25 protein-coding genes and 1 pseudogene are annotated in these 25,901 nt (G+C 61.7%); 10 read left to right on the top strand and 16 right to left on the bottom strand.

Features of this window, described 5'->3' with window-relative positions; translation table 11 throughout:
- Positions 1-64: 64 nt before the first annotated feature.
- A complete protein-coding gene (locus BM321_RS16170) occupies positions 65-1,009 on the top strand; it encodes a SphA family protein (RefSeq protein ID WP_092327273.1) in 945 nt (314 codons plus the stop codon).
- Positions 1,010-1,193: 184 nt separating this feature from the next.
- Here BM321_RS16170 and BM321_RS16165 read toward each other — a convergent pair.
- Positions 1,194-1,322 (bottom strand): annotated as a pseudogene (locus BM321_RS16165) (D-arabinono-1,4-lactone oxidase); the annotation flags it as partial.
- A gap of 7 nt (positions 1,323-1,329) precedes the next feature.
- Entirely contained in the window at positions 1,330-2,214 is an 885-nt protein-coding gene (locus BM321_RS16160) for a LysR family transcriptional regulator (protein ID WP_092443253.1), read from the bottom strand.
- 130 nt (positions 2,215-2,344) lie between these two features.
- Between BM321_RS16160 and BM321_RS16155 the strand changes: the two genes are divergently transcribed.
- Both BM321_RS16155 and BM321_RS16150 read left to right on the top strand, forming a co-directional pair.
- Entirely contained in the window at positions 2,345-3,988 is a 1,644-nt protein-coding gene (locus tag BM321_RS16155; protein WP_092443252.1) for a GMC family oxidoreductase, read from the top strand.
- Between the two features lie 207 nt (positions 3,989-4,195).
- On the top strand, positions 4,196-5,818 hold the full coding sequence (locus tag BM321_RS16150) for an MFS transporter (RefSeq protein WP_092443250.1): 1,623 nt from the start codon (positions 4,196-4,198) through the stop codon (positions 5,816-5,818).
- A 43-nt stretch (positions 5,819-5,861) separates the two neighbouring features.
- Here the strand turns inward: BM321_RS16150 and BM321_RS16145 are convergent, their stop codons facing one another.
- The 4 genes from BM321_RS16145 to BM321_RS16130 all read right to left on the bottom strand — a co-directional run bounded on the left by BM321_RS16145 (position 5,862) and on the right by BM321_RS16130 (position 10,422).
- Entirely contained in the window at positions 5,862-8,339 is a 2,478-nt protein-coding gene (locus BM321_RS16145; RefSeq protein ID WP_092443248.1) for a TonB-dependent siderophore receptor, read from the bottom strand.
- A 95-nt stretch (positions 8,340-8,434) separates the two neighbouring features.
- A complete protein-coding gene (locus BM321_RS16140) occupies positions 8,435-9,394 on the bottom strand; it encodes a FecR domain-containing protein (protein WP_092443246.1) in 960 nt (319 codons plus the stop codon).
- Positions 9,391-9,912: a sigma-70 family RNA polymerase sigma factor gene (locus BM321_RS16135; RefSeq protein ID WP_092327264.1), complete on the bottom strand. Its 522-nt coding sequence runs from the start codon at positions 9,910-9,912 to the stop codon at positions 9,391-9,393. The genes BM321_RS16140 and BM321_RS16135 overlap by 4 nt, the downstream gene beginning before the upstream one ends.
- Before the next feature lie 102 nt (positions 9,913-10,014).
- A complete protein-coding gene (locus tag BM321_RS16130; RefSeq protein WP_092327262.1) occupies positions 10,015-10,422 on the bottom strand; it encodes a response regulator in 408 nt (135 codons plus the stop codon).
- Between the two features lie 242 nt (positions 10,423-10,664).
- On the opposite strand from BM321_RS16130, the gene BM321_RS16125 reads away from it, so the two are divergent.
- Positions 10,665-12,611, top strand: a complete 1,947-nt coding sequence (locus BM321_RS16125; protein ID WP_092443244.1) for a DNA topoisomerase III — start codon at positions 10,665-10,667, stop codon at positions 12,609-12,611.
- A 665-nt stretch (positions 12,612-13,276) separates the two neighbouring features.
- A complete protein-coding gene (locus BM321_RS16120; protein ID WP_060741484.1) occupies positions 13,277-13,606 on the top strand; it encodes a hypothetical protein in 330 nt (109 codons plus the stop codon).
- Positions 13,607-13,668: 62 nt separating this feature from the next.
- Here the strand turns inward: BM321_RS16120 and glsB are convergent, their stop codons facing one another.
- Entirely contained in the window at positions 13,669-14,577 is a 909-nt protein-coding gene (gene glsB / locus BM321_RS16115) for a glutaminase B (RefSeq protein WP_060741483.1), read from the bottom strand.
- A 165-nt stretch (positions 14,578-14,742) separates the two neighbouring features.
- Here glsB and BM321_RS16110 point away from each other — a divergent pair, with 165 nt between their 5' ends.
- A complete protein-coding gene (locus BM321_RS16110) occupies positions 14,743-14,937 on the top strand; it encodes a hypothetical protein (protein WP_053123348.1) in 195 nt (64 codons plus the stop codon).
- 9 nt (positions 14,938-14,946) lie between these two features.
- On the opposite strand, the gene BM321_RS16105 is transcribed toward BM321_RS16110, so the two are convergent.
- The 8 genes from BM321_RS16105 to BM321_RS16070 all read right to left on the bottom strand — a co-directional run bounded on the left by BM321_RS16105 (position 14,947) and on the right by BM321_RS16070 (position 20,956).
- A complete protein-coding gene (locus BM321_RS16105; protein ID WP_092443242.1) occupies positions 14,947-15,966 on the bottom strand; it encodes a hypothetical protein in 1,020 nt (339 codons plus the stop codon).
- A 192-nt stretch (positions 15,967-16,158) separates the two neighbouring features.
- Positions 16,159-16,659 carry a YciE/YciF ferroxidase family protein gene (locus BM321_RS16100; protein ID WP_072407072.1) on the bottom strand — a complete coding sequence of 167 codons (501 nt, stop codon included), beginning with the start codon at positions 16,657-16,659 and terminating at the stop codon, positions 16,159-16,161.
- A gap of 176 nt (positions 16,660-16,835) precedes the next feature.
- On the bottom strand, positions 16,836-17,765 hold the full coding sequence (locus BM321_RS16095) for a ZIP family metal transporter (RefSeq protein WP_072406953.1): 930 nt from the start codon (positions 17,763-17,765) through the stop codon (positions 16,836-16,838).
- 103 nt (positions 17,766-17,868) lie between these two features.
- Entirely contained in the window at positions 17,869-18,750 is an 882-nt protein-coding gene (locus BM321_RS16090; protein ID WP_092443240.1) for a manganese catalase family protein, read from the bottom strand.
- 266 nt (positions 18,751-19,016) lie between these two features.
- Positions 19,017-19,394 carry a con-10 family general stress protein gene (locus tag BM321_RS16085; RefSeq protein ID WP_092203736.1) on the bottom strand — a complete coding sequence of 126 codons (378 nt, stop codon included), beginning with the start codon at positions 19,392-19,394 and terminating at the stop codon, positions 19,017-19,019.
- Between the two features lie 423 nt (positions 19,395-19,817).
- Positions 19,818-20,066, bottom strand: a complete 249-nt coding sequence (locus tag BM321_RS16080) for a metallothionein (RefSeq protein ID WP_092443238.1) — start codon at positions 20,064-20,066, stop codon at positions 19,818-19,820.
- 35 nt (positions 20,067-20,101) lie between these two features.
- Entirely contained in the window at positions 20,102-20,374 is a 273-nt protein-coding gene (locus tag BM321_RS16075; protein ID WP_092443236.1) for a hypothetical protein, read from the bottom strand.
- Positions 20,375-20,446: 72 nt separating this feature from the next.
- Positions 20,447-20,956: a ferritin-like domain-containing protein gene (locus BM321_RS16070; protein ID WP_092443234.1), complete on the bottom strand. Its 510-nt coding sequence runs from the start codon at positions 20,954-20,956 to the stop codon at positions 20,447-20,449.
- Between the two features lie 182 nt (positions 20,957-21,138).
- On the opposite strand from BM321_RS16070, the gene BM321_RS16065 reads away from it, so the two are divergent.
- Positions 21,139-21,978: an NAD-dependent protein deacetylase gene (locus BM321_RS16065; protein WP_092443232.1), complete on the top strand. Its 840-nt coding sequence runs from the start codon at positions 21,139-21,141 to the stop codon at positions 21,976-21,978.
- A 110-nt stretch (positions 21,979-22,088) separates the two neighbouring features.
- Here the strand turns inward: BM321_RS16065 and BM321_RS16060 are convergent, their stop codons facing one another.
- Positions 22,089-22,994: a LysR family transcriptional regulator gene (locus BM321_RS16060; protein WP_092443231.1), complete on the bottom strand. Its 906-nt coding sequence runs from the start codon at positions 22,992-22,994 to the stop codon at positions 22,089-22,091.
- A 130-nt stretch (positions 22,995-23,124) separates the two neighbouring features.
- Between BM321_RS16060 and BM321_RS16055 the strand changes: the two genes are divergently transcribed.
- From BM321_RS16055 to BM321_RS16045, 3 genes are read left to right on the top strand one after another with little or no spacing between them, the layout of a single operon-like run.
- Entirely contained in the window at positions 23,125-23,823 is a 699-nt protein-coding gene (locus BM321_RS16055) for a CoA transferase subunit A (protein WP_060741476.1), read from the top strand.
- 35 nt (positions 23,824-23,858) lie between these two features.
- Positions 23,859-24,524: a CoA transferase subunit B gene (locus BM321_RS16050; RefSeq protein ID WP_003180355.1), complete on the top strand. Its 666-nt coding sequence runs from the start codon at positions 23,859-23,861 to the stop codon at positions 24,522-24,524.
- An 11-nt stretch (positions 24,525-24,535) separates the two neighbouring features.
- Positions 24,536-25,717 carry an acetyl-CoA C-acetyltransferase gene (locus BM321_RS16045; RefSeq protein WP_092443229.1) on the top strand — a complete coding sequence of 394 codons (1,182 nt, stop codon included), beginning with the start codon at positions 24,536-24,538 and terminating at the stop codon, positions 25,715-25,717.
- Positions 25,718-25,901: the final 184 nt, after the last annotated feature.

Below are 25,901 nucleotides of genomic sequence, written 5' to 3'. Positions count from 1 at the left end.
GAACGGCTTACTTGTATGACTCGGCCCTCCGGTGCGTTTCCAACAATAATAATGAGCCCCTCCCATGAACCCGATCCGCACGACATTCGCCTTGCAACTGTCCCTCGGCCTGGCCTGCGGCGGTGCCCTGCCCGCCCTGGCTACCGAATCGGGGGTGGACAACATCGGCCCAGGCACCGACGGTTTTTTTGTGTTGCCACTGGAGGTCGACAGCCTTCCGGACCACATGGTCGCGTTCAACCTCTACTACAACCATTACAAGGCTCGGAAATTCAACATCAGTTCTTTGGGCGGCGAACTGCCGGATGTCGAAATCGAATCCACGGCAGTGGTCCCGCGCATCGATTACCTGAGCCCGTTGCGGGTGGCCGGTGGGCGCGCGGGGATCTACATCGCCCAGCCCTGGATCAAGCAGGAAGTTTCGGTGTTCGGCCTGCATGACACCCGCGAGGGCATGGGCGACACGACCATTTCGCCCATCGTGCTCTGGGACATGGGCAAAAACCTGACCCTGGCCGCGGCGGTGGAAATCACCGTACCGACCGGCGAATACAGCACCGATCGGCTGGCCAACACCAGCAACAATTTCTACACCTACAAGCCGCTGTTTTCCTTCACCTGGTTGCCCACGGAAGACACCGAGGTGTCGATGAAAAGCACCTACAGCTTCAACCGCAAGAACAAGGACACCGACTACCGTTCGGGGCAGATTTTCCACTTCGATTATTCCGTCAGCTACCGCGTGACCGACAACCTGAGGCTGGGGCTCAACGGCTACTACCTCAAGCAGACCACTGACGACAAACAGTACGGCCGCACTGTGCAATTCGCCGGGCAAGACGTGGACGATGGCGTACGCGGCCAGGTCTTTGCCATTGGCCCGGCGCTGCACCTGACCTTCCTCAAGTACGCCAGCGCCGAGATCCGCTGGGCCAAGGAGTTCGACGTGGAGAATCGCCCGGAAGGGGAAATGCTCTGGGCCAAGATTAGTATTCCGTTTGCGTTCTGATCGAGTCGCGGCTTCGCGAGCAGGCTCGCTTCCACAGAAGATGCGCAGGGGAATACAGATCCTTATGAACACCCCAAAACAAATGTGGGAGCGAGCTTGCTCGCGATAGCAATGGCTCAGTTTGCATGAATGTCGACTGATGCACCGCCATCGCGAGCAAGCTCGCTTCCACAGGTGCTTGGCTTCAGCTCAAACCCAGAATCGATGAAAGATGCCCCTTGAGGAACTTGCCGCCAGGGTCCAGTGCCTGGCGCACCTGGGTGAATTCAGTCCAACGCGGGTACAGCGTCTGGAGGGCCTTGGCGTTCAGGGATTTGGGGTCAGGGCAGCAGCAGGGCCTGCTCGCGCTCGCACAACTGCACCACATAATCCCACAACACCCGCAGGCGTACGGACTTGTGCAGTTCGCGACGGGTACTGATCCAATAGCTGCGGCGGATGGTTTCGTCCGGCAGCAACGGCACCAGCGTCGGGTCAGCGCTGGCCATGTAGCACGGCAACACGGCGATCCCCAGGCCCGAGCGCGCGGCCTGTTGCTGGGCGATGACGCTGGTGCTGTGGAACACCACCCGGGGGTTGCGGCAAAAGCTGTTGAGGAACATCAGTTCCTGGCTGAACAAAAGGTCATCGACATAACCGATCCAGGCGTGGCGAGCCAGGTCCTCGCGGCTGCGCAACGCTGGCGAGCGATCCAGGTAGGCCTGGCTGGCATACAGCGCCAGGCTGTAGTCAGTGAGTTTGCGGGTCACCAGCAGGTCGGACGCCGGGCGTTCGAGGTGGATGCTGATTTCCGCCTCACGGTTGAGGATGCTGACAAAGCGCGGCACCGCCACCAGCTCCACCTCCAGCCCCGGATAGCGCTGGAACAACCCGTCCATGCGACTGGCGAGGAACATGATGCCCAGCCCTTCGGTCACCCCCAGGCGAATCTTGCCCAGGGGTGCACTGGACTGGGTGATGTCCTCCTGGGCCAGCAATGCCACGTTTTCCATGGCTTCGGCGTGCTTGAGCAACGTCTCGCCGGCCGGGGTCAGTTCATAGCCCTGGGCATGCTGGACGAACAATGCGGTACCCAGGCTTTTCTCGATGGCCTCGATATGCCGGGCCACCGTGGCGTGGGTGGTGTTCAGGCGCCGTGCAGCCGTCAATAAACGCCCGCTGCGTTGCAGTTCCAGGAAATAGCGCAGGTCATTCCAGTCGAACATGAAGCGATCCTTGAGCACGCCTGAAGGCATGACTGTTTATAAACGCACAGCCACTGCGCAAAAACTAACATTCTTTTGACGAAAACTAACAACTAGGATGGGTCCCACAACAACAAGAATGAGGTCGCGAATGCAACCTGTCGTCGATGAATACGATTACGTGATCGTGGGCGCCGGCCCTGCCGGGTGCTTGCTGGCCAATCGGCTTTCGGCCAACCCGCAGCACCGGGTGCTGCTGCTCGAAGCCGGTGGACGCGACAACTACCCATGGATTCACATCCCGGTCGGCTACCTGTTCTGCATCGGCAACCCACGCACCGACTGGTGCTTCAAGACCGAAGCACAACCGGGCCTGCAAGGGCGGGCCCTGAGCTACCCGCGCGGCAAGGTCCTGGGCGGTTGCTCCTCCATCAACGGCATGATCTACATGCGCGGCCAGGCGGCGGACTACGATGGCTGGGCTGCCGAGGGCAATCCCGGCTGGGCCTGGGAAGACGTGCTGCCGCTGTTCCGCCAGAGCGAAAACCACTTTGCCGGCGCGTCCGCATTTCACGGCGCCGGCGGCGAATGGCGGGTCGAACGCCAGCGCCTGTCATGGCCGATTCTCGATGCCTTCCGCAGTGCCGCCGAACAGAGCGGCATCCCCAATGTCGACGATTTCAACAGCGGCGACAATGAAGGTTGTGGCTACTTCCAGGTCAACCAGAAAGCCGGGGTGCGCTGGAACGCGGCCAAGGCGTTTCTCAAGCCGGTTCGCCAGCGCGGCAACCTCACGGTGTTGACCGACGTCGAGGTCGACCGCGTGTTGCTGCGTGACGATCGCGCCCACGCCGTCAGCGCCCGCTGGCAAGGCAAAGGCATGACCTTCAAGGCCCGCAAGGAAATCGTCCTGTGCGCCGGGGCCGTGGGTTCGCCGGGGATCCTGCAACGTTCCGGGATCGGCCCGCGCAGCCTGCTGCAACGCCTGGGCATCGGCGTGACCCATGAGCTGCCCGGTGTCGGCGGCAACTTGCAGGACCACCTGCAACTGCGGCTGATCTACCAGTTGGAAAACGCCCGCACCCTGAACCAGATCGCCGGCACCCTGTGGGGCAAGATGGGCATGGGCCTGCGCTACCTGTACGACCGCAGCGGCCCGCTGTCCATGGCCCCGAGCCAACTCGGCGCGTTCGCCCGCTCGGGCCCGGAACAGACCTCGGCCAACCTCGAATACCACGTGCAGCCGCTGTCCCTGGAACGCTTCGGCGAACCGCTGCACAGCTTCCCGGCGTTCACCGCGTCGGTCTGCGACCTGCGCCCGCAAAGCCGTGGCCGGGTGGACATTCGTTCGGCCGACCCGCACGAAGCGCCGCTGATCCAGCCCAACTACCTGAGCCACCCCGAGGACTTGCGGGTCGCCGCCGACGCCATCCGCCTGACCCGCCGTATCGTCGCGGCCCCGGCCCTGAGCGCGTTCAAACCGGTGGAATACCTGCCGGGCCCCAGCCTGCAAACCGAAGAGCAACTGCACCAGGCCGCCGCCCGGATCGGCACGACGATTTTCCACCCGGTCGGCACGTGCCGCATGGGCCAGGATCGCGACGCGGTGGTGGATGCGCAACTGCGCGTCCACGGCATCAAGGGCCTGCGCATTGCCGATGCCTCGATCATGCCGCGCATCACCTCGGGCAACACCTGCTCGCCGACGCTGATGATTGCCGAGAAGGCGGCGCAGATGATGCTCAACCCCGCGACGAGGAACACCACCATCGAAAAAACACCTGCTACGGTCTGAAGAACAACTCAGTCTCCTGTGGGAGCGGGCTTGCTCGCGAATGCGATGTGTCAGTCGCCATAATCGTTGACGGTCAGATCGCATTCGCGAGCAAGCCCGCTCCCACAGTAAATAAAGTGTGTCGACTCAAGGAACGCATCAAATCAGGAGACGCCACCCCGGCGTCGCAGTGGAACAACAAAAACAATCACTGTGAGGGATACCGCTATGTCCGAGCATGTTCAGCCCCTGGAAGCCACGCGCAACGCCGGCACCAGCCAGGAAACCCAGAAAGTCATCTTCGCCTCGTCCCTGGGGACGGTGTTCGAGTGGTACGATTTTTTCCTCTATGGTGCCCTCGCGGCGGTGATCAGCAAGCAGTTCTTCGCCGGGGTCAACGACACCACCGCGTTCATCTTCGCCCTGATGGCCTTCGCCGCCGGCTTCATCGTGCGGCCGTTCGGGGCACTGGTGTTCGGTCGGTTGGGGGACATGATCGGGCGCAAGTACACGTTCCTGGCCACCATCATCCTCATGGGCCTGGCGACGTTCTGCGTCGGCCTGCTGCCCAACTACGCCAGCATCGGCATCGCCGCGCCGATCATCCTGGTGGTGTTGCGCATGCTCCAGGGCCTGGCCCTGGGCGGTGAGTACGGCGGCGCCGCCACCTACGTCGCCGAGCATGCGCCGATGGGCAAGCGCGGTTTCCATACCAGTTGGATTCAGTCCACCGCCACGTTGGGGCTGTTGCTCTCGCTGCTGGTGGTGCTGGGCTGCCGCTACTTCACCGGCGATCAGTTCGAAGTCTGGGGCTGGCGTATTCCGTTCCTGCTGTCGATCCTGCTGCTGGGCATCTCCACCTGGATTCGCCTGAGCCTGCACGAGTCGCCGGCCTTCCTGAAAATGAAAGAAGAAGGCAAGTGCTGCAAGGCGCCGATCCGCGAATCCTTCGGCAAATGGGAAAACCTGAAGGTGGTGCTGATCGCCCTGTTCAGCATCAATGCCGGCCAAGCGGTGACCTTCTACGCCGCGCAGTTCTACGTGCTGTTTTTCCTCACCCAGTTCCTGAAGATGGACCCGGCCCTGGCCAACAGCCTGCTGATTGTCAGCGTGGTGATTGGCGCGCCGTTCTTCATCTTTTTCGGCTGGCTATCGGACAAGGTCGGGCGCAAACCGGTGCTGATGATCGGCCTGCTGCTGGCGACTGCCCTCTACTTTCCGATCTTCAAGACACTGGCCCACTACGCCAACCCGGCCATCGACCAGGCCAGCCGCCAGGCGCCGATCACCGTGGTCGCCGACCCGGCCACCTGTACCTTCCAGTTCGACCCGGTGGGCAAGGCGCGTTTCGACAGCCCGTGCGACAAGGTCAAGACCTTCCTGGTCAAGCAAGGCCTGCCCTACAGCAGCGTCGCGGCCCCGGCCGGCAGCGCGGTACAGGTCAGCGTCGGTGACGTGAAACTTGAAGGTTACGACGAAGCCGCCCTGCGCGGCGCGGTGACCTTGGCCGGCTACCCGCAGCAGGCCGATGCCCAGCAGATCAACCGGCCGATGATCGTGGCCTTGATCGTCGCGCTGATCATCATCTCGGCGATGTGCTACGGACCGCTGGCGGCGCTGATGGTCGAATTGTTCCCGACCCGGATCCGCTACACCTCCATGTCCCTGCCCTATCACATCGGCAACGGCTGGTTCGGCGGCTTCCTGCCCACCGTGTCGTTTGCCCTGGTGGTCTACACCGGGGATATTTTCTACGGGCTGTGGTACCCGGTGGTGATCACCGGGGTCAGCCTGGTGGTGGGCATGATCTGCCTGCGGGAAACCCGCAACGTGGACCTGGATACCAACTGAGGGCAAAAACCGTGGCGAGGGCATGGGCGCCCTCGCCACCGGCTCAGAAGCGCCCCTTCAGGGTCATGGTGAAGTTGCGCGGCTCACCGTAATAGTTGCCGAAGCTCTCGGTGCCGATGGTGGTGTAGTAGCGCTTGTCGAACAGGTTGTTGCCATTGAGGGCCACCGTCCAGGTGTCATCGATGCGGTAGCCAACGCGACCGTTCCACACGGCATAACCGGCCTGGGTAATCTTCTCGCCCGTCGCCGGCGATACGCGGAAATTGTCGCTTTGGGCATTGACTCCGGCGCCGACACTGAACCGTTCCAACGCCCCGCCGAGGGCATAATCGCCCCACAGGCGCAGCACATGGCGCGGCACGTAGCTGTTGAACGAGCCGCCGTTGAGGCTGGTATCAATGTCGTCGAGGGTCTTGGTCTGGGTGTAGGTGTAGCCGGCCAGCAGTTGCAGGCGCTCGATGACTTCACCGCTGATCTCGGCTTCGAAGCCTTGGGCGCGCACCTTGCCAGCGTTCTCGTAGCAGTACCCGTCCGAAGACGCACAACTGGAGTTGTAGTCAGTCTGGGCCTGGTCTTTCTGCAGCGTGCGGAACAGGTTGAAGGCGCTGTTCAGGCGTCCCTCGAACCACTCGCCCTTGATCCCCAGCTCATAACTCTCGCCCACCAGAGGCTTGAGTGCCGAGCCGCTTTCGGAGCGGTAGTTGCCCTGGGGCGTGAAGATATCCGAATAGCTGGCATAGGCCGTCAGGTGCTCATTGAGGTCCAGCAACACGGCGGCAAATGGCGTGACTTGCCCCGTCTCCGTGCTCTTGGCGTGTTCCGAGCCGCCGGTGAGGAACACCGAGTCGGTCTTGGAGCTGTACCAGCTCACCCGGCTGCCCACCACGAACGTCAAGGGCTCCGCCAGCTTCAGGCGCAGGGTCGAATACATCCCTTGCTGCTCGGTAACGGTCTTGACCGGACCGCCACGCGTCGAGTTTTCGATGAAGTAACTGTCGTCCGGTTCGGGGATATGGCGATCCGGATCGAATACGTTCTGCTTCTGTGGCAGCAACGCGACGGAGAAGAAGTCGTCCTTGTCCGAACGACTGGCGTTGAAACCGACGATCAACTCATGTTGCTGCCCCAGGGCGTCGAACTTGCCGTCCAGGTAGGCGTCGAGGCCGTAATCGACCTGGTCATAGTCATACATGCTGCCCAGCATGTTGGTGGTCGAGGTGCCTGGCGCCACCGAGCCCGATGCAAACGCGTATTTGATGTCCTGGGTATTTTTCGTATAGACACCGGCCACCTTCACGGCCCAGTCGTCATTGAGCTGGTGCTTGAGATCGCCGAACACCGTGGTCCGCTGGCTGCGCCAGGTATTCCATGAGGGGTCCAGGCAAGTGGAACGGCTGAGCTTCAGATCGCTGCCGTCCCGGTAGCGCGGCAGCCCGCCCCAGCACGGGCTTGCATCGACGTCCTCATAGGCAACGCCCAGGCCGAGCGTCGTGTCGGGCGACAGGTCGAAGTCCAGGGCGCCGTAGTAGATCTGGTCCTTGCGCCGGGCATCATCGTAGAAATAGTGCCGGCTCTGCTCGGCGATCACCGCCCTGCCCCGCACGGTGCCGGCGTCATTCAACGGGCCACCGGTATCGACCTGCACACGGTAATTGTCCCAGGTCCCCCCGGACAGGCTGAGCTCGGTCTGCGCCGTGGCCTGGCCGCGCTTACGAACGAAGTTGACGCCGCCGGACGTGCCGCCCGCCCCCTTCATCATCCCGGCGGCGCCGCGCAGCACTTCGACACGGTCGTAATAGGCCATGTCACTGCTGAAACTGTCGGCCTGGACATAACTGTTGCCCATGTCCAGCGGAACGCCGTCGTATTGATATTGGCCAGACATGCGGAACCCGCGGGAATAGAAATACTTGCCGCCCATGGTCGAGTCGTAGACGGTAATGCCAGGGGTCTTTTCCATGACTTGTTCGATGGTATTGAGGTTCTGGTCATCGAGCATCTTGCGAGTAATGACCGTCACCGATTGCGGTGTTTCACGCAGGGAGTGCTCGCCCTTGCCGATCGTGACCGCCCCCGTCGTGTAGGAGTTGCTCTGCTCGGTGATCGCCCCGAGCCGCTGAGCCTCGATGGTGGTTGCGTCCAGTTCCAGTGCCGAACCGCTGACGGGTACCCGGCGCAGCACGTAGGTGCCGTTGGCCTGCAGGGCGGCCTGCAGGCCGCTCCCAGCCAGAATACGGGCGAACCCGTCGCCCACGCCGAAAGAACCGCTCAGGCCGGGCGATTGCAAGCCCTCGAGCTGCCGGGCATCAAACGAAAGGGCGACACCAGCGGCACTGGAGAAACGGGTCAGTACATCCACCAGGCGACCGGCGCCGATATCGTAGGCCTGCACCGCGCGCTGCTGCGCCGCAGCCGCTGGAACCGGGCTGGCATTCACGACTGTGGCGCTGACGGTCGTGACCGCCAGCAAGCCGATTTTCACTGCAAACACCAGACGGCCTGGCGCGCTCACCCAAGTCATATTTCCCCTCCCCAAAACGGTCGATAAAAACTCACTGAGGAAGAGCCGAACGGTGGGGACAAAAAGTGCAGGGGCTGATTTTTTATTGCGTAGCATTACCGCCGATCGCCAGCGGAGACCTGGACCCAGAATCGGCTGTAGCGGGTCACTCGCAACGAAAAGCCGCTTTCCAGCGCGGCCAGGGCGAGATCGGTGTTATCGACAGGAAACACACCGGAAACCTTCAAGTCGCCAATCGCCGGATCCCAACGCAGCACACCGGGTCGATAGCGCGACAGTTCATCCAGTAGCGCCGCCAGGGGACGGTCAATGGCGATGATGCTTCCCTTCTGCCAGGCACCGACCGACACATCGTTGCCGCGCAGCGTCCCCAATGACCGCTCGTTGAAATCCAGGCGCTGGCCGGCTTCGACCCGCATCCTCGATCCACTAGCCAACAGGCTCACTTCGACCGCTTTCTCAAGCACCGCCACTTCGCCGCCCCGCGCCTGGCTACGGACGATAAACCGCGTGCCCAACGCCAGCACCTCGGCCGGCCCCGTGACCACCTTGAACGGACGTCGCAAGGGATCGACCGCCGTCGTCACGAGCACCTCGCCCCGCAACAGCTCCAGGCGCCGCTGCTGCCCATCGAAACGAACATTGATCGAGGTGTCGGTGTTGAGCAGGACCGTACTGCCGTCGGCCAGCTGGAACGCGCGACGCTCGCCCACCGCGGTGCGGTAATCACAAAACAGGTTCTGGGTTGCCTGGCTGCGCCAACCCAGCCAGCCCAGGCCGCCGGCGGACGTCAGCAGCAAGGCGCTGCGCAACACCTGGCGCCGGGATCGCCGGTGGGTGTCGCTCAGGGTCGGTGCCGCCAGGGCGCCCGGCACACTCGCCATCTGCTCGGCCACCGCCGCCATGCGCTGCCAGGCCTGGCTGTGCAACGGATCGGCGGACAGCCAGGCGCGCCAATCGGCCCGGTCCGCGTCGGTCGCGATACCGGAATGCAGCCGGGCGTACCACCGCGCCGCCACGCGGATGGCTTGCAACTCGTCGGGGGCCAGGTTCATGAAAGCTGCAATTGAATTTGCATCAGGCAGCAATGTTCCATGGCCTTGGCCATGTGGTTGTTGACGGTGCGGACGCTGACACCCAGGCGCTCGGCAATTTGCGGGTACGTCAGGCCATCGAACTGCGACAGGATGAACGCCTGTCTTACGCGCGGCCCAAGCCCCAGGAGCAGACGGTCGATCTCCATCAGGGCCTGGAGCAGGATCGCCTGCTCTTCCAGCGAGGGGTGCTGCTCTTGCGGCATGGCGGCCAAGGCTTCGAGGTAGGATTGTTCCAACGAGCGCCGGCGAAACAGGTCGATCAACAGCCCTTTGGCGATCATCGACAGGTACGGTCGCGGCTCGCGGATGTCCAGCGCGGTGCGCGCTTTGATGACTCGCACAAACGTATCCTGGGTCAGGTCGGCGGCATCGAACGCGTTGCCCAAGCGCTTGCGCAACCAGCCCTGGAGCCAATTGTGATGATCACTGTACAGAACGTCGACAGCACTGCGTAGGGACAGATCGTTGGCGGGCATGGCTATGGAATAATTCGCGACTGATAATGACTCGCATTGTCATGGAGCCCATCGCCGCTTGCAACCCAAACGTGCCTGACCGCCGCCATCCACCGGGATCACTCAATGCATGGGGTGATTTTTCACCGTGCTCTCCACCAGATCCAGCATCTGGCCCAGAGCCCAAGGCTTGGCGATGAACGACGCGTGGTGCTTGATCCCGGCGCTTTCCGGCGTTTCGAAGCCGGACATGATCAGCAGCGGGATCTGCGGCCAGCGGTCTCCGGTCAGATTGGCCAGGTCAGCACCGTCGATCTTGCCGGGCATGGTGATGTCGGTGAGCAACAGATCGACGAAATGGGCGCTCTGTTCGAGGAACTCCAAGGCATCGTCAGCGCTTTTCTGAGGCTCCACGACAAATCCTTCTTCCTCGAGGATTTCACAGAGAAACTCCAGGATAGTTGGATCATCTTCCACCACGAGAATCAAACGTGTAGTCGCCTGGCCGTTGCCATTTGGCATCGAATTCATGAAAGTGACTCTCCTTGACCTCATAAACCTACTTTGCGGGTTTCAACCGCCTTGAAGTTATGAGCAATACCCCTGCGAGAAATTCATTCTGCGTGCCGACAGGCCGCCGAATGTCACGCCAGACACCCCTTGGCAACGCAGCGCAACGCTTTTATCTGTATATCCATACAGATAAAACTTGCCCTTGCGCGCATCCATGACCATGCTACAGCCCCATGAAATCTGCTCAGGAAAAGGGCGCTATGCAGCTGTACCTGTGTGAAAAGCCATCCCAGGCCAAGGACATCGCCGCGGTGCTCGGTGCAACGCGCCGTGGCGACGGCTGCTGGCTGGGTCCTGGCGTCACGGTCACCTGGTGCATCGGCCATCTGCTGGAAACCGCCCCACCCGACGCCTACGACGCGCGCTACAAGCGCTGGGTCCTGGCCGACCTGCCCATCGTGCCCGCGCAATGGAAGATGACCGTCAAGCCGAAAACCGCCAGCCAGTACAAGGCGGTCAAGCGCCTGTTGGGGGAAGCGAAGGAGCTGGTGATCGCCACCGACGCCGACCGCGAAGGCGAAATGATCGCCCGGGAGCTGGTGGAACATTGCCGGTATCGCGGACCGATCCGGCGGCTATGGCTGTCCGCCCTGGACGAAGCGTCGATTCGCAAGGCCCTGGCCGCCCTCAAGCCGGGCGTCGAAACCGTCAACCTGTATCACTCGGCCCTGGGCCGCTCCCGGGCCGACTGGCTGATCGGCATGAACATGAGTCGCCTGTTCACCCTGCTGGGGCGCCAGTCCGGCTACCAGGGCGTGTTGCCGGTAGGCCGCGTGCAGACACCGACGCTGCGACTGGTGGTGGACCGCGACCGCAGCATCGCCAACTTCGTGCCGGTCGCCTATTGGGCCATCGACGTGCAGCTCAGCCATGAAGGCACGGCGTTCACCGCCCAGTGGCGTGCCGACCCGAATGCCTGCGACGACCAGGAACGCTGCCTGAACCAGGCCCTGGCCCGAGACGCGGCCCAGGCCATGAGCAACGCCACCACCGCCCGGACACTGAAGGTGCGTACCGAGCGCCTGCGCGAAGCGGCACCGTTGCCCTTCGACCTGGGCACCCTGCAAGAAGTCTGCTCGAAGAAACTCGGCCTCGGTGCCCAGGAAACCCTGGACATTGCCCAGTCGCTCTACGAGACCTACAAGCTCATCACCTACCCCCGCAGCGATTGCGGTTTCCTGCCCTTGAGCCAGCACAGCGAAGCACCGGCCATCCTGGCCGCCCTCGCCCAGGCCGACCCGAGCCTCGCGCCGCTGCGCGAGCATTTGCAGCCGCAGCGCAAATCCCGGGCCTGGAACGACGCCAAGGTCAGTGCCCACCACGGCATCATTCCCACCGCCGCCGCCAGGAACCTCGACAAACTCGCCGGCAAGCAGCGTGCGGTCTATACGTTGATTCGCGCGCGCTACCTGGCGCAGTTCCTGCCCAACCATGAATACGACCGCACCCAGGCCGACTTCGACTGTGCCGGCCAGGCATTGCGTGCCGTGGGCAAGCAGATCGTCGAACCCGGCTGGAAACGCGCCCTGCCCGAAGCGCTGGCGCCGGCAAAGGGCCGTGAAGCGTCGGCACCGCAAACCTTGCCGGCACTGGCCGAAGGTCGCGATTGCACGGTGGACGAGGTGACCCCCAAGGACCTATGGACCCAGCCGCCCAAGCCCTTCACTGAAGGCGACCTGATCAAGGCGATGAAAAACGTCGCCAAACTGGTGGAAGATCCATTGCTCAAACAGAAGCTCAAGGACACCACCGGCATCGGCACCGAAGCGACCCGAGCCTCGATCATCCAGGGGCTACTCGACCGTGGTTACCTGGTGAAAAACGGCAAGGCCCTGTCCGCCACACCCGCGGCCTTCAGCCTCATCGACGCCGTGCCCCGGGCCATCGCCGACCCGGGCACCACCGCCATCTGGGAGCAGGCCCTGGACATGGTGCAAAGCGGAGAAATGAGCCTGGAAGAATTCGTGACCCGGCAAGCCGCCTGGATGAGCAAGCACGTCGCCCGCTGCCAGGGCATGAGCCTGACCATCAGCGGCCCGGCCAGCCCCGCCGGGCGAGGCGCGACCCCGTGGAAGAACAAGCGCAAGCCGGCCAAGCGCAAGGCAGCCGGTGCACCGCGCAAGGCGAGCAAAGCCAAGGCAACCTGAGCCTATTGATCGTTCCCACGCTCTGCGTGGGAATGCATCTCGTGACGCTCTGCGTCACCTTCCAGAACGGAACGCGGAGCGTCCCTGGTGGCGTTCCCACGCAGAGCGTGGGAACGATCAACCTGAACAAGTGACACCTCCCTCACCACAATGACTCGGCTCAAGCCCAATTTTCATACCCAAACCATTTTGTCAGACAATATGTAGTGAGCAAAAATAATCACTACAAAACCGTTGACGCCTCCGATTTGCCCTTGCATGATGCAGACGTCTCCCCGATCGGGAGTACAGGCAACTGTTTGAGCAAGCTCGTCTGACCGCCGAGCTGTTTTTTGGATAAGGGACTGCCCACAAGGCAGATTGAAGGTGCTGACCTGGCATGACCGTCCGGTAACAAGGACGAGAAACGTCGGCGAAGATCCTCATGACGCGCGTGGTCGACCCTCGAAAGTTGACACTGCCTGATGATTCTTCGCTGTTTCTCTTCGTTGTAGCGCATTTGCGTAGCAGCCCTTCGATAACACTACACAATCAACGCTGGACTCCTTCGAAGTTCGACGGACGAACGCTGACGGCCTGGTTTCGGTAGCAGGCAGGCACTTACCGAGAAGCGAAGTTTTTGCGAACCACCAGACAGATCAACCAAATGGTCAAGGGGCTTACACATGAATCTGAACAATCAACCATCTATTGATGAACTGGCTCGCATGTTCGCCGCACACAAAGACACACTCGACAGCCATATCCTGTGGATCAGCAAGACTGGCCAGGTCCATATGGACTGCCTGTCGCCCTACACCCAAGAAGACGAGTTCGAAAAGAACACGCAAGAACTGTGTGCCCGGCTGAAGATGTACCGCCGTGGCCAGGGCTACGTCGGCAAGAAGGCCGCGGCTGACAAGGACTTCATGGGCCGCGTGCTGCAAACGCTGACCCAGGCCTGGCAGTCGATGCAGAATACTTCCGAGGTCCGGGTCATCGACCGCCTCTGCTGATATCCCCTAACGAAAAGGCCCGCTCCTGGATCAGGAGCGGGCCTTTTTTATGCGGCAGGAAACTAGAACACCGACCAGCCGATCCGCTGGCTCATCAACTCCAGTGCCGCCATGCCGGCCAGGGAGTTGCCGGCGGCGTTGAGTTCCGGCGACCAGACGCAGACGGTGAACCGCCCCGGCACCACGGCGACAATCCCGCCACCGACACCGCTCTTGCCCGGCAGGCCGACGCGATAAGCGAAGTTGCCGGCCTCATCGTACAGGCCGCTGGTGGCCATGATGGAATTGACCTGCTGGGTCTGCCGGGCGCTGAGGATCTGTTCGCCGCTGTGTTTGCAGAACCCGTCGTTGGCCAGGAAGCAGAATGCTCGCGCCAGGTCGATGCAGCTCATCCGCAAGGCACAATGGCTGAAATAACTGCGCAGCACCGCTTCCACGTCGTTATGGAAGTTGCCGAACGATTGCATCAGGTACGCCATCGCTGCGTTGCGGGCGCGGTGCTGGTATTCCGACTCGGCGACCTTGCCGTCCACCATCACCTGCGGGTTACCCGACAGGCGGCGCACAAAATCGCGCATCGACAGCGCCGGCGCGGCGAAACGCGACTGGTTGATATCGCAAATCACCAACGCGCCGGCATTGATGAACGGATTGCGCGGCCGGCCACGCTCGAATTCCAGTTGTACCAGGGAATTGAAGGGCTGACCGGATGGCTCATGGCCCAGGCGTTCCCAGATCGCTTCGCCGGAATGCCCGATGGCCTGCACCAGGCTGAACACCTTGGAAATACTCTGCACCGAAAACGCTGTTTCGGCGTCGCCGGCACAGTACAACTCGCCATCATTGCCATACACGGCAATACCCAACTGGTTTGGCACCACGGTGCCCAAGGCAGGAATGTAATCGGCGACCTTGCCCTGACCGATCAGGGGGCGAACCGCATCGAGGATCTCGTTCAACAGTGCTTGCATATGCGCGGGGTCCAGTCATTCCCCGTTCGAGTGCGGGGATACAGACGCTAGACGCTGGTGGGCGGGGTCAGAGCACACTGATTATCAAGCTTCAGGCATACAACCCATGCAAGCGTCTTCATCGAGCGGTCTATAGTTCAAAGGATCAATCGGCAGGAGTAGACGATGCGTCAGATCATGCAAAAAGAACCCTGGTGGGCCTCGCCGCCCCAGCCCGGGCAGGATGAAAGTGAACTGGAATGGGGCTGGCTGGTGATCTACAGCGAAGGCGAGCCGCGCTTCGAGTTCATCAAGGAACGCCCATCGGACGAGCAGATCCGCCATCGCAAGGGGTGTCGCGTCACCCTCGGCTCAGAATGAAGTGGCCCGTCACGGCTTGATGTCCGGCAGTGCCACCGCTCGATTGGCCAGGTCCGCCTCCACCAGGTTGCCTTCTATTTCCTCGTCCAGATAGTACACCGGTGCCATCACCCCGCTGAGGGGATGCTTGAGTGACTTGAACCACGCTTCGTCGAACGCAGCGCTCAGGCTTTTGCGGATCTGCGCCTCCATTTCCGGCCGCTCGCCCTCGTGGATGATCGCGCGGATGCCCGCCACGCCCACTGAGATCAACGCCCCCGCCGCCTTCCCGGCCACGGCCGCCGCCGCACCGGTTGCCCCACGCGTGGCGAACTGGGCCTCGATTTTTTCGCTGGTGCGTTGCGCCACCGTGGCGATCACCGCCTCCGAGGGTCCGGCCCCTGTGGTTGCAGCCTTGTTCACGTGATCGATCAGGGCCGCATAGGCCGGCAGGGTGTTCAACGGTTCGGTGTGGACCATCTCGTACAACGAAGCGTCACGCGCCGCTGGCGGGCCGAGGCGAATGGCCGGGATGCCATGCAGGCGTCGGTTCATCAGTTCGTTCGGGATGCGATGCCGCAGAGCGATGACCTGGACCTGCTGATCGAGTTGGCGCAGGTAGTAGCCTATGGCGTTGGCCCTGATCGCCTCGGGATCGACTTCCACCGCCACCGGTTCCAGCACCTGCTCGCGATATTGTTCCTGCAGGTAAACCGCCAGGCGCCTGGCCGAGGAATCCGTCTTGCCCTCGGCGCTGGCGGCGTACCAACTGACCTTCACCGCCAGCCACTCCTGGGTCCAATAGCTGCTGAACCAGGGGATGAATTCAACCTCGGTACGCTCATAGACCAACGTGCGCCAATGCTCCATCGACCCACGGGCGTAGAGTGCTGCCTGTTCGACGGCGCTTTTCGAGGCTGCGATGAGCTGCTGGTCCACCTGTCGCCAAGTGTCCTGGGAAATCGCCACCGGGGTGGCCTGTTGACCGCGCTGAGGCGTGGCGCACCCCGCCAGAACGAGCACAACGGCCAACATCAGCGAACGCAGCACGATCGCGCCACCCCGGATTCATGTCATCCACGGGATTGAGTATAGGTGGCGAGCAGCGAAACCTGCGTGCCTGCGGGGAGAACGCAGACAATGGAGCCATGAGATACCGGCATCGGGGCTTTGGCTACTGTCAGAGTCGACAGGCGCTTGGCGCAGGCATTGTCGATCCTGCGCCAGCCCCCCGATAGGTCGTCAAGAGTCCATCGTCGCGGCCTGGTTACCGCCTTGCTCAGCGATCTTGGAAAGTTTCTCGTCGGTGGCTTTTTCTTCCTTGAGCGTTGCCAGCAACAACCCGACCACTTCATCGCCCAGGTTCAAGTGCTTGGCCATGGCAATCAGAGTCCCGTAACTGGCGATCTCGTAATGCTCGACTTTTTGCGCCGCACCGATCAACCCGGCATCGAGCACTGCCCCCTTCTCGATTTCCTCGAGCAGTTCCTTGGACTCTTCCACCAAACCTTCCATGGCCACGCACTTCATGCGCTTGAGCTTGATGCCGGCCACTTCGATGAGGGTGTCGATACGCTCGATCTGACCCTGGGTTTCTTCAAGGTGATCGTTGAAGGCTTGCGCCAGCAAAGGGTTGGTCGCGGCCCTGGCCATGCGGGGCAATGCGCGGGTGATCTGCTTCTCGGCGCTGTAGATATCGGACAGTTCGTGAATGAACAGGTCGGTCACTGTTTTCCTGGCCATTTCAATCATCCTCCGGTCAAGAAAAGGCACCGCACTGGGCGGGCCTCAAAGGGTAGATGAGGTGAAGCCGGCCTACGCCGCTTCACCTGTCATCAACACTGACTCGAGGAAAATTTCAGATGTTCAAGAAATTTTTCGAAGCGTGGACGAAGGGTATCGAGACAGTCGAGCGGCGTTCAACCGAGCGCCGTGTCGAGAAACATCATCACCGCAAACCCCATCATCAGGCCCAGCGTCGCCGGCGTTTCATGGCCGTTGCGGTGGGTCTCGGGAATCACTTCGTGGGACACCACGAAGATCATCGCCCCCGCCGCCAACCCGAGGCTGATGGGGTACGCGACGGCGACACCCGACGACATACCCAGGCCAATCACCGATCCCAACGGTTCCATCAGCCCGGAGCCCACCGCAATCAGCGCAGCACGCAAGGTGCTGATGCCCGTCACCCGCAGCGCCATGGCAATGGCCAGGCCTTCGGGGATGTCCTGGATGGCAATTGCGGTGGTCAGGGGCAAGCCGACCTTGAAATCGCCGTCGGCAAAACTGACGCCGATGGCCATGCCTTCCGGCAGGTTGTGCAAGGTGATGGCGAGCACGAACAGCCACACACGGTTAATGCGCTCGACCTCAGGACCGCGCCGCCCACTCAACTCGTGTTCGTGGGGCACGAAACGGTCGAGGCCGATCATCAGGGCCACACCCAAGCCCAGGCCGACCACTACGACAAACGCGGCCAGCAACTGATTGCCACAAATCACCTGCGCGGCTTCGATGCCCGGCAGGATCAGCGAGAAAGAGCTGGCGGCGAGCATCATACCGGCGGCGAAACCCAGCATGATGTCCTGGGTGCGTGACGAGATATCCCGCAGCACCACCGCCATCAATGCGCCCAAGGCCGTGGCGGCGAAACCGGACGTTCCGCCCAGGACCGCGTAGCCCAGATTGTGCCGATCAGCACCGACCAAGGCGTTGTAGCCGCTGTAGAGCAACAACGCGGTGATCACTGCCAGCCCAAGCCAGAAACTCACCCCGAGCAGCAGGTTGTTTTGCACAGGACCCAGCCAGGTACGCCAGGGGGATCGGATCCGGGAAGTGGGCTGGTCCATCGTAGGTCCTTAATGCTCTGCGGGCATGGCTAGTCTGATCGTTGCATGGCGGGAACAATCTGACGGAAAGTTCAGGCGAGGGAGTTACCCCCCTCGCCGTTGTTTACAGTTTGTCACCTTGCATCCCCGAACCCAAGTCGGCACCCGTAGTGGGGTTGCTTTCCGGGTTGGACATCGTCCGTGCCTTCATGTCCATCAGCAGCGCTTCGTCTTTTTCACTGAGCTGGACGCTGGCCAGGCCATCGCCGCCATCCACCGCCGGCGCTGGATTTTCGACGAACGCCCAATCGTCGCCCTGATTCCATGGGCCGCGCACAGTAGGTTCGCCCTGGGACATATTGAAGTACACGTTGGTGAACTCCGGCATGCCCGGCAATTTGCCTTGGGGGAAATTGGGCTGGATCGAGTGCAGGGCTTTTTCGAACGACAGCTGGTGGGCGATTTCGCGGGTCATCAAAAAGCCCAGCGCTTCCTTCACACCGGGATCGTCAGTGACATTCATCAAGCGCTCATAGACGATTTTCGCCCGCGCCTCGGCCGCGATATTGGAACGCATGTCCGCTGTCGGCTCGCCGATGGTGTCCACATAGGCGGCGGTCCAGGGCACACCGGCGGAGTTGGTCAATGGCGAGCCGGCGCCATACAGGAGGCTGGTGATGTGGGAATCATTGCCGGCACCGTTGATGTCCCGGTACAACTGGCCCTCCTTTTCCACGCCCTCGGCCATCTTGCCCTTGGCACCTTTGTTCAGCATCACGATGATCGAACCGATGACTTCCAGATGGCTGAGTTCCTCGGTGGCAATGTCCATCAGCAAATCCTTACGGCCTGGATCGTCCTCGGACAAGGCCTGGGTGAAGTAGCGCGACGCCGCCGCCAGCTCACCCTGGGCACCACCGAACTGTTCAAGCAGCAAGTTGGCGAGCCCGGGATTGGGTTCGGCGACACGCACGGTGTATTGCAGTCTTTTATTATGTAAAAACATGATCAAAGCCCTCGATCAGACATAAACCATGGAGACACTGCCAGCAATAACAGGGCCCACAAGGCATCAGAAAAAGTTAAGGGAACGTGATTTATTTTTTATTCGATAAATGAGACGAACGGTAATGACAAAGACAATACCGAACATCTCATCTCGAATAAAAAGGGAAAGATTGTAAAGCCAGGCGAAACTTTATATCCGCATTCAATTATTGCCGCCCATGGGGCCCCATGCCATGGGCACGGGGCCTGTCTGGTCAGCGGGCATTACGAGTCACGACCGCCGCCACGGCTGTTTTCGCCGCCCTTCCTACCGGCTTCGGAGGCCTTTTCCCGGTCATTGGCAAAATTGCCGCCCGAAGCCTGGCCACCTTTGCGGCCCGCTTCCGAGGCGCGCTCAGGATCGTTGGCGAAATTACCGCCCGATGCCTGCCCGCCTTTGCGGCCGGCCTCTGCAGCGCGTCCAGGGTCGTTGGCAAAGTTGCCGCCCGATGCCTGTCCGCCCTTACGCCCAGCCTCGGATGCGCGCCCAGGGTCGTTGGCAAAATTGCCGCCGGACGCCTGTCCGCCTTTTTTCCCGGCTTCCGATGCCTTCTCACGATCGTTAGCGAAATTGCCAGGATTGTTATTTCCTGTATTAGCCATTTCATTCACCTCGTTAGTTAGTGTTTAACGAGCCTCGCTGGCCCGTATTTACTATGAGAATTGGACTTCGCCAAGGTTTGAAAGAAATTCAGCGAGCGGCGACGAACGGTCAGAACCAGACAATTCAAATCCATTCAACGCCTGAACATTACAACTCGCTATCAATTAAGCGGCGAGCCATAAATTATCTTAAACACCTTAGCAATTACTTATTACATTCAATTGAAAGCAGTGCGTGTCTTTCCACGCTGTCCGCCAAAGGTCGGGCGGCGCCGGCACCCCATTGCACCGGTCTCGTCACCCTGGCCTCGCGCCGTTCCAGGAAGCCAAAACTCGCGGGCTGCCGGTGTTTTCCTGCACCACCGCACTGACCGGCTTGCGGCGTCCGGATGCCCTGTCGCCGGCACCCGGATAAGAGATCGATCAAGGTGAAATCGGATCACTGGCCGGAAACGTTTCCTCCAGCGCATCATCCAGCTGCTTACTGGTGACGCCCCGCTCACCCACCTTGCCACTGCGTTCGCAATGGCAGTCTGGCGCCGGACACGGCTCCCCGTTGGGGTGTTGTTCGGCGCAGGCTTGGCTGCAGTAAGCTTCACCGTCGTGATTGAAAACCCGTTGCGGATCTACCTCGCACTGACAATCGGGGCAACCGCACTTTAATTCGCTCATGCTCTTTCTCCCGAGATAAGGGGTCGAAGACGCCGTCAGGAAGAGCCGACCATCAGCTGAACCTCGAGATTCGCCGCCGCAACGCCGTGGTTGGCCACATACACATCGGCAGTCCAGCCTTTGGTCAGGTTGTGATAGGACTGCGTGCCCAAGGCCGTGCCGCTGTTCCACTCGAGGATGTCGCCAATATCGATGTCGTTGGCCGAACCCAGCTCGAGCACGGTATGGCCGTCCTCCTGCGCCACATACACCCCTACCATTGCGCTCTGTCGATTGATGGCCCGTACTTCACCCTTGGTCTGCTTCATACGTTTCCTCTCTCGGCAGCTTCAAGGAGCGACCGGCACGCTCGCCTGTCGCTCTTCCACACTTGGCCGTACTCAGCGCTTGGCTTCGGTGTGCGGATTGGCCGAACGCTCCAGAAACGCCTGGGTGATTTCCGGCAAGTGCTCGCGCAACCACTCGGCCATGGCGATTTCCTGGGGCAGGATCTGTTCGCACGCCCGTTGCGTTTCCACATCCCCGGCGACTTTCGCCGCCTCGATCAATACGGTGTACGAGGCGATTTCAAGGTTCTCGAACACATAGCCGCTCATGGCCCCCTTGACCACTTCATCGCTCATCGTCATGCCGCCCACCGCCTGACCAAAGGCCATGAGCTTGCCGGCCAGGTCCTTGAGCGTCGACGTACTGCCGCCCAGCCGCTGGATGCATTGTTCGACCAATTTTTGTTGTCCAAGGGTCTCCTGCAAATGCTCCTCGATGCGGGCCTTGAGCACCGGATAATGTTCCAGGCGTTCGGCCTGGGCCTTGAGCATTTTTTCCGCTTGCTGCTCCATGGCATGGGCATCGTTGAGCCAGTCCAGCAGGTTCTCTTTAGGCGTTGCCATTTCCTTCTCCTTAGCCGTGGTCGCCACTGCAACGCAGCGCGACGGTTCTGAAGTACCGCACATAAAAGTGGATAGCGCGGCACTGGGGAAAGTTTGAACAAACCAACCCCCAGGGCGACGAAAGGCGTCGGCTCGATCCAAGTGCTAACCTCAACGGCTCAAGACCAGCGCAGACACCTCCCATGCCCGAAGATCTTCACCAGGCACCCATCGATCAGTTACTGGCGTACACCGCCGGACGCCGCTTCCTGGTGCTCACCGGCGCCGGCATCAGTACCCCGTCGGGCATCCCCGATTACCGCGACAGCGACGGAGTCCGTCGGGGTCGACAACCGATGATGTACCAGGAGTTCCTCGCCCAGCCCGAGGCACGACGGCGCTATTGGGCAAGGGCGATGCTGGGCTGGCCCCGGGTCAGGCAGGCCAGGCCGAACGTGGCTCACGAAGCCTTGGCCGAGTTGCAGGCGCAGCAACGCATCACCGGCCTGATTACCCAGAATGTCGACACCCTGCATGACCAGGCCGGCAGCCAGGACGTCATCGAACTGCACGGCAGCCTGCATCGCGTGCGGTGCCTGGATTGCGGCCAGCTCAGCGAGCGACAGCAGATTCAACGGTTGATGGAAGCCGAAAACCCTTACCTGGCGGGTGTCGATGCGGTGCAGGCCCCCGATGGCGACACCCTGCTCGACCCCGCGTTCGAGGCGCGCTTCCAAGTGCCCCATTGCCCCCATTGCGGCGGCGAGCGGTTGAAACCCGACGTGGTGTTTTTCGGCGAGAACGTCGCCCCCCTCACCGCGGCCCGCGCCATGCAAGCCGTCGAGCAAGCGGACGGCCTGCTGGTGGTGGGTTCGTCGCTGATGGCGTATTCGGCGTTTCGCCTGTGCCGGGCCATCAAGGACCAGGGCAAGCCGCTGCTGGCAATCAACCGCGGCAAGACCCGGGCCGATGAGCTGCTGGACCTCAAGCTTGAAGAGCCGTGTGAGCAATTACTGCCATTGCTGGCACAACACCTGCTCTAACCACACCCCCCACCCCCTGTGGGAGCGAGCTTGCTCGCGATGGCGGTGAGTCAGTCAATATCATTACTGGCTGATCCGGCGCCATCGCGAGCAAGCTCGCTCCCACAGGGTCAGTGTTGGCCTGCGGTCAACGTGCCCAACTCCTGATCCCTGAGCGTATCGAACAGCGCCTGCGCCGCCGCCGACAATTCATGCCCCGGCTTGGTCAGCACGCCGATGGCTCGCTCGATCACCGGATCGCTCAAGGTGATGCAGCGGGCCCCCAGCTCATGCATCTGCCCGACGCACAGCGCCGGCACGGCACTGACCCCCAGCCCACTGGCGACCATCCGTCCGACGGTCGCCAACTGGTGGCTCTCGAACTCCACAGGCAGTTTCATGCCCCGGGCTCGCAGATGCTCTTCCAGCATCACCCGTACGGTGGAAGGTCGTTGCAGCGTGATGAACGGCTGCTCCAGAAGGGTTTCCCAGTGGATTTCGTCGCGCTGGGCAAAGGCTGAATCCAACGGCACCACCGCGACGAAGCGATCGAGGTACAAGGGCGTGAACGCCAGGGACGAACCCTGCGTCGGCTCGAACGCCACGCCCAGTTCGACATGACGATCACGAACCATTTCCAGCACCTGTTCGTTGATCACATCGTTGACCGTGACGTTGACATTCGGATAGCGGGCGCGGAAGGTCTTGAGGATCGGCGGTAGCAGGTTGCCGGCAAACGAAGGCATCGCCGCCAGCGTCACGCGACCGCGCTGCAAGGTGAAGCGCTGGCGCATCTCGTCCTCGGCGTTGTCCCAGTCGGCCACCAGCCGTCGAGCCAGTGGCAGCAAGGATTCACCTTCGGGGGTCAACGCCACGTTACGGGTATTACGGCTGAACAAACGACCGCCGAGGCCTTCTTCCAGGGCCTTGATGGTCAGGCTCAAGGCCGATTGGGACAGGTGCAGCCGCTCGCAGGCCACGGCGAAGCTCAGGCTCTGGGCCACCGCGAGGAAGGCACGGATTTGCTTGAGGGTCATGGTCGCTGTGCTCCGAGGGCAATTGTTGAGTTTTATCAATCAATCCAATCTAAAAATCAACTTAACAAATATATGACTTGGCGCAACACTGCATCTCATTGCGACCCCATCAAGAATAAAAGAGGTGTCTATGGCAGGTTTCGACAAACGCGTGAGCTCTTATGAACAAGCGCTGGAAGGCTTGAAGGACGGCATGACCGTCATCGCCGGCGGCTTCGGCCTGTGCGGTATTCCGGAAAACCTGATCGCCGAGATCAAGCGCAAGGGCATCCGCGACCTCACCGTGGTGTCCAACAACTGCGGCGTCGACGGTTTCGGCCTCGGCGTGCTGTTGGAAGACCGGCAGATCCGCAAGGTGATCGCCTCCTACGTAGGCGAGAACGCCCTGTTCGAGCAGCAACTGCTGAGCGGCGAAATCGAAGTCGTGCTCACCCCCCAAGGCACCCTCGCCGAAAAAATGCGCGCCGGCGGTGCCGGCATCCCAGCGTTCTTCACCGCCACGGGCGTCGGCACGCCGGTGGCCGAAGGCAAGGAAGTGCGTGAATTCCATGGCCGCCAGTACCTGATGGAAGAGTCCATCACCGGCGACTTCGCCATCGTCAAAGGCTGGAAGGCCGACCATTTCGGCAATGTGATCTATCGCCATACCGCCCAGAACTTCAACCCGCTGGCCGCCACGGCGGGCAAGATCACCGTGGTGGAAGTCGAAGAAATCGTCGAACCCGGCGAGCTGGACCCGACGCAGATCCACACCCCTGGCATCTACGTCGACCGGGTCATTTGCGGCACGTTCGAAAAACGCATCGAACAGCGCACCGTGCGTAAGTGATCCCCAGCCCCCGGCCCGAATGAAGGAATAAGAACATGGCACTTTCCCGCGAACAAATGGCTCAACGCGTCGCCCGCGAAATGCAGGACGGCTACTACGTGAACCTGGGCATCGGTATCCCGACCCTGGTCGCCAACTACATTCCCGAAGGCATGGAAGTCATGCTGCAGTCGGAAAACGGCCTGCTCGGCATGGGCGCGTTTCCCACCGAAGCCGAAGTCGATGCCGACATGATCAACGCCGGCAAACAGACGGTTACCGCGCGCATCGGCGCCTCGATCTTCTCTTCCGCCGAATCGTTTGCCATGATCCGCGGCGGCCACATCGACCTGACCGTGCTCGGCGCATTCGAGGTGGATGTCGAAGGCAACATTGCCTCGTGGATGATCCCCGGCAAGCTGGTCAAGGGCATGGGCGGCGCGATGGACCTGGTGGCCGGCGCCGAGAACATCATCGTCACCATGACCCACGCGTCCAAGGACGGTGAGTCGAAACTGCTGCCGCGCTGCAGCCTGCCGCTGACCGGCGCCGGTTGCATCAAGCGCGTGCTGACCGACCTGGCCTACCTGGAAATCCAGGACGGCGCCTTCATCCTGAAAGAACGCGCACCAGGCGTCAGCGTCGAGGAAATCGTCGCCAAGACCGCCGGCAAGTTGATCGTGCCGGACCACGTGCCTGAAATGCAGTTCGCTGCCCAGTGAGGAGAGATTCGATGCAAGAAGTCGTGATTGTCGCCGCTACCCGTACCGCCATCGGCAGCTTCCAGGGTTCGCTGGCTGCCATTCCCGCGCCGGAACTCGGTGCCGCGGTGATTCGTCGTCTGCTGGAGCAGACCGGTTTGTCCGGCGAACAGGTCGATGAAGTGATTCTCGGCCAGGTGCTGACCGCAGGTTCCGGGCAAAACCCGGCGCGCCAGGCGTCGATCCTCGCCGGCCTGCCCCATGCGGTGCCAGCGCTGACCCTGAACAAGGTCTGCGGTTCGGGCCTCAAGGCGTTGCACCTGGGCGCCCAGGCGATCCGCTGTGGCGACGCCGAGGTCATCATCGCCGGCGGCATGGAAAACATGAGCCTGGCGCCCTACGTCCTGCCGGCCGCCCGCACCGGCCTGCGCATGGGTCACGCGAAGATGATCGACAGCATGATCACCGACGGCCTGTGGGATGCCTTCAACGATTACCACATGGGCATCACCGCCGAGAACCTGGTGGACAAGTACGGCATCAGCCGCGAGGAGCAGGACGCCTTCGCCGCCGCTTCCCAGCAGAAGGCCGTCGCCGCCATCGAGGGCGGTCGGTTTGCCGATGAGATCACGCCGATCCTCATTCCCCAGCGCAAAGGCGATCCCGTGGCGTTCGCCACGGATGAACAACCGCGCGCCGGTACCACCGCCGAATCCCTGGGCAAGCTCAAGCCTGCCTTCAAGAAGGACGGCAGCGTCACCGCGGGCAATGCGTCCTCGCTCAACGATGGTGCCGCCGCCGTGATCCTGATGAGCTCGGAAAAAGCCAAGGCCTTGGGCCTGCCGGTGCTGGCGAAAATCACTGCCTACGCCAATGCCGGCGTCGACCCGGCCATCATGGGCATTGGCCCGGTCTCGGCCACCCGTCGCTGCCTGGACAAGGCCGGCTGGTCGCTGGAGCAACTGGACCTGATCGAAGCCAACGAAGCCTTCGCCGCCCAGTCGCTGGCCGTGGCCCGGGAACTGAAATGGGACATAGACAAGGTCAACGTCAATGGCGGCGCCATCGCCCTGGGTCACCCGATCGGTGCGTCGGGTTGCCGGGTCCTGGTGTCGCTGCTGCATGAAATGATCAAGCGCGACGCCAAGAAAGGCCTCGCGACCCTGTGCATCGGCGGCGGCCAAGGCGTGGCCCTGGCGCTGGAACGGGCATAACCGACACGGGTTCAACGGTGGCGGCACGGACCCACGACTATTCGTGCAGCCACTGGCACCACCACCGGCGCGACCTCGGTTGCGCCGTTTTTTTGCCTGCCGGTTTATGTGGATGTCTTGCCGGCCTCATCGCGAGCAAGCTCGCTCCCACAGGGGAACTGTGGTGTATGCAGCATTCATGGAC

The organism is Pseudomonas sp. NFIX10 (assembly GCF_900111955.1).
Lineage (GTDB): Bacteria > Pseudomonadota > Gammaproteobacteria > Pseudomonadales > Pseudomonadaceae > Aquipseudomonas > Aquipseudomonas fluorescens_AA.
This window is presented reverse-complemented; position numbering and strand designations above follow the sequence as displayed.

Excerpts from the sequence above, each read along its gene's own strand:
- BM321_RS16170 (WP_092327273.1), top strand. The coding sequence starts at position 65 with ATGAACCCGATCCGCACGACATTCGCCTTGCAACTGTCCCTCGGCCTG.
- BM321_RS16160 (WP_092443253.1), bottom strand. The coding sequence starts at position 2,214 with ATGTTCGACTGGAATGACCTGCGCTATTTCCTGGAACTGCAACGCAGC.
- BM321_RS16155 (WP_092443252.1), top strand. The coding sequence starts at position 2,345 with ATGCAACCTGTCGTCGATGAATACGATTACGTGATCGTGGGCGCCGGC.
- BM321_RS16150 (WP_092443250.1), top strand. The coding sequence starts at position 4,196 with ATGTCCGAGCATGTTCAGCCCCTGGAAGCCACGCGCAACGCCGGCACC.
- BM321_RS16145 (WP_092443248.1), bottom strand. The coding sequence starts at position 8,339 with ATGACTTGGGTGAGCGCGCCAGGCCGTCTGGTGTTTGCAGTGAAAATC.
- BM321_RS16140 (WP_092443246.1), bottom strand. The coding sequence starts at position 9,394 with ATGAACCTGGCCCCCGACGAGTTGCAAGCCATCCGCGTGGCGGCGCGG.
- BM321_RS16135 (WP_092327264.1), bottom strand. The coding sequence starts at position 9,912 with ATGCCCGCCAACGATCTGTCCCTACGCAGTGCTGTCGACGTTCTGTAC.
- BM321_RS16130 (WP_092327262.1), bottom strand. The coding sequence starts at position 10,422 with ATGAATTCGATGCCAAATGGCAACGGCCAGGCGACTACACGTTTGATT.
- BM321_RS16125 (WP_092443244.1), top strand. The coding sequence starts at position 10,665 with ATGCAGCTGTACCTGTGTGAAAAGCCATCCCAGGCCAAGGACATCGCC.
- BM321_RS16120 (WP_060741484.1), top strand. The coding sequence starts at position 13,277 with ATGAATCTGAACAATCAACCATCTATTGATGAACTGGCTCGCATGTTC.
- glsB (WP_060741483.1), bottom strand. The coding sequence starts at position 14,577 with ATGCAAGCACTGTTGAACGAGATCCTCGATGCGGTTCGCCCCCTGATC.
- BM321_RS16110 (WP_053123348.1), top strand. The coding sequence starts at position 14,743 with ATGCGTCAGATCATGCAAAAAGAACCCTGGTGGGCCTCGCCGCCCCAG.
- BM321_RS16100 (WP_072407072.1), bottom strand. The coding sequence starts at position 16,659 with ATGGCCAGGAAAACAGTGACCGACCTGTTCATTCACGAACTGTCCGAT.
- BM321_RS16095 (WP_072406953.1), bottom strand. The coding sequence starts at position 17,765 with ATGGACCAGCCCACTTCCCGGATCCGATCCCCCTGGCGTACCTGGCTG.
- BM321_RS16090 (WP_092443240.1), bottom strand. The coding sequence starts at position 18,750 with ATGTTTTTACATAATAAAAGACTGCAATACACCGTGCGTGTCGCCGAA.
- BM321_RS16085 (WP_092203736.1), bottom strand. The coding sequence starts at position 19,394 with ATGGCTAATACAGGAAATAACAATCCTGGCAATTTCGCTAACGATCGT.
- BM321_RS16080 (WP_092443238.1), bottom strand. The coding sequence starts at position 20,066 with ATGAGCGAATTAAAGTGCGGTTGCCCCGATTGTCAGTGCGAGGTAGAT.
- BM321_RS16075 (WP_092443236.1), bottom strand. The coding sequence starts at position 20,374 with ATGAAGCAGACCAAGGGTGAAGTACGGGCCATCAATCGACAGAGCGCA.
- BM321_RS16070 (WP_092443234.1), bottom strand. The coding sequence starts at position 20,956 with ATGGCAACGCCTAAAGAGAACCTGCTGGACTGGCTCAACGATGCCCAT.
- BM321_RS16065 (WP_092443232.1), top strand. The coding sequence starts at position 21,139 with ATGCCCGAAGATCTTCACCAGGCACCCATCGATCAGTTACTGGCGTAC.
- BM321_RS16060 (WP_092443231.1), bottom strand. The coding sequence starts at position 22,994 with ATGACCCTCAAGCAAATCCGTGCCTTCCTCGCGGTGGCCCAGAGCCTG.
- BM321_RS16055 (WP_060741476.1), top strand. The coding sequence starts at position 23,125 with ATGGCAGGTTTCGACAAACGCGTGAGCTCTTATGAACAAGCGCTGGAA.
- BM321_RS16050 (WP_003180355.1), top strand. The coding sequence starts at position 23,859 with ATGGCACTTTCCCGCGAACAAATGGCTCAACGCGTCGCCCGCGAAATG.
- BM321_RS16045 (WP_092443229.1), top strand. The coding sequence starts at position 24,536 with ATGCAAGAAGTCGTGATTGTCGCCGCTACCCGTACCGCCATCGGCAGC.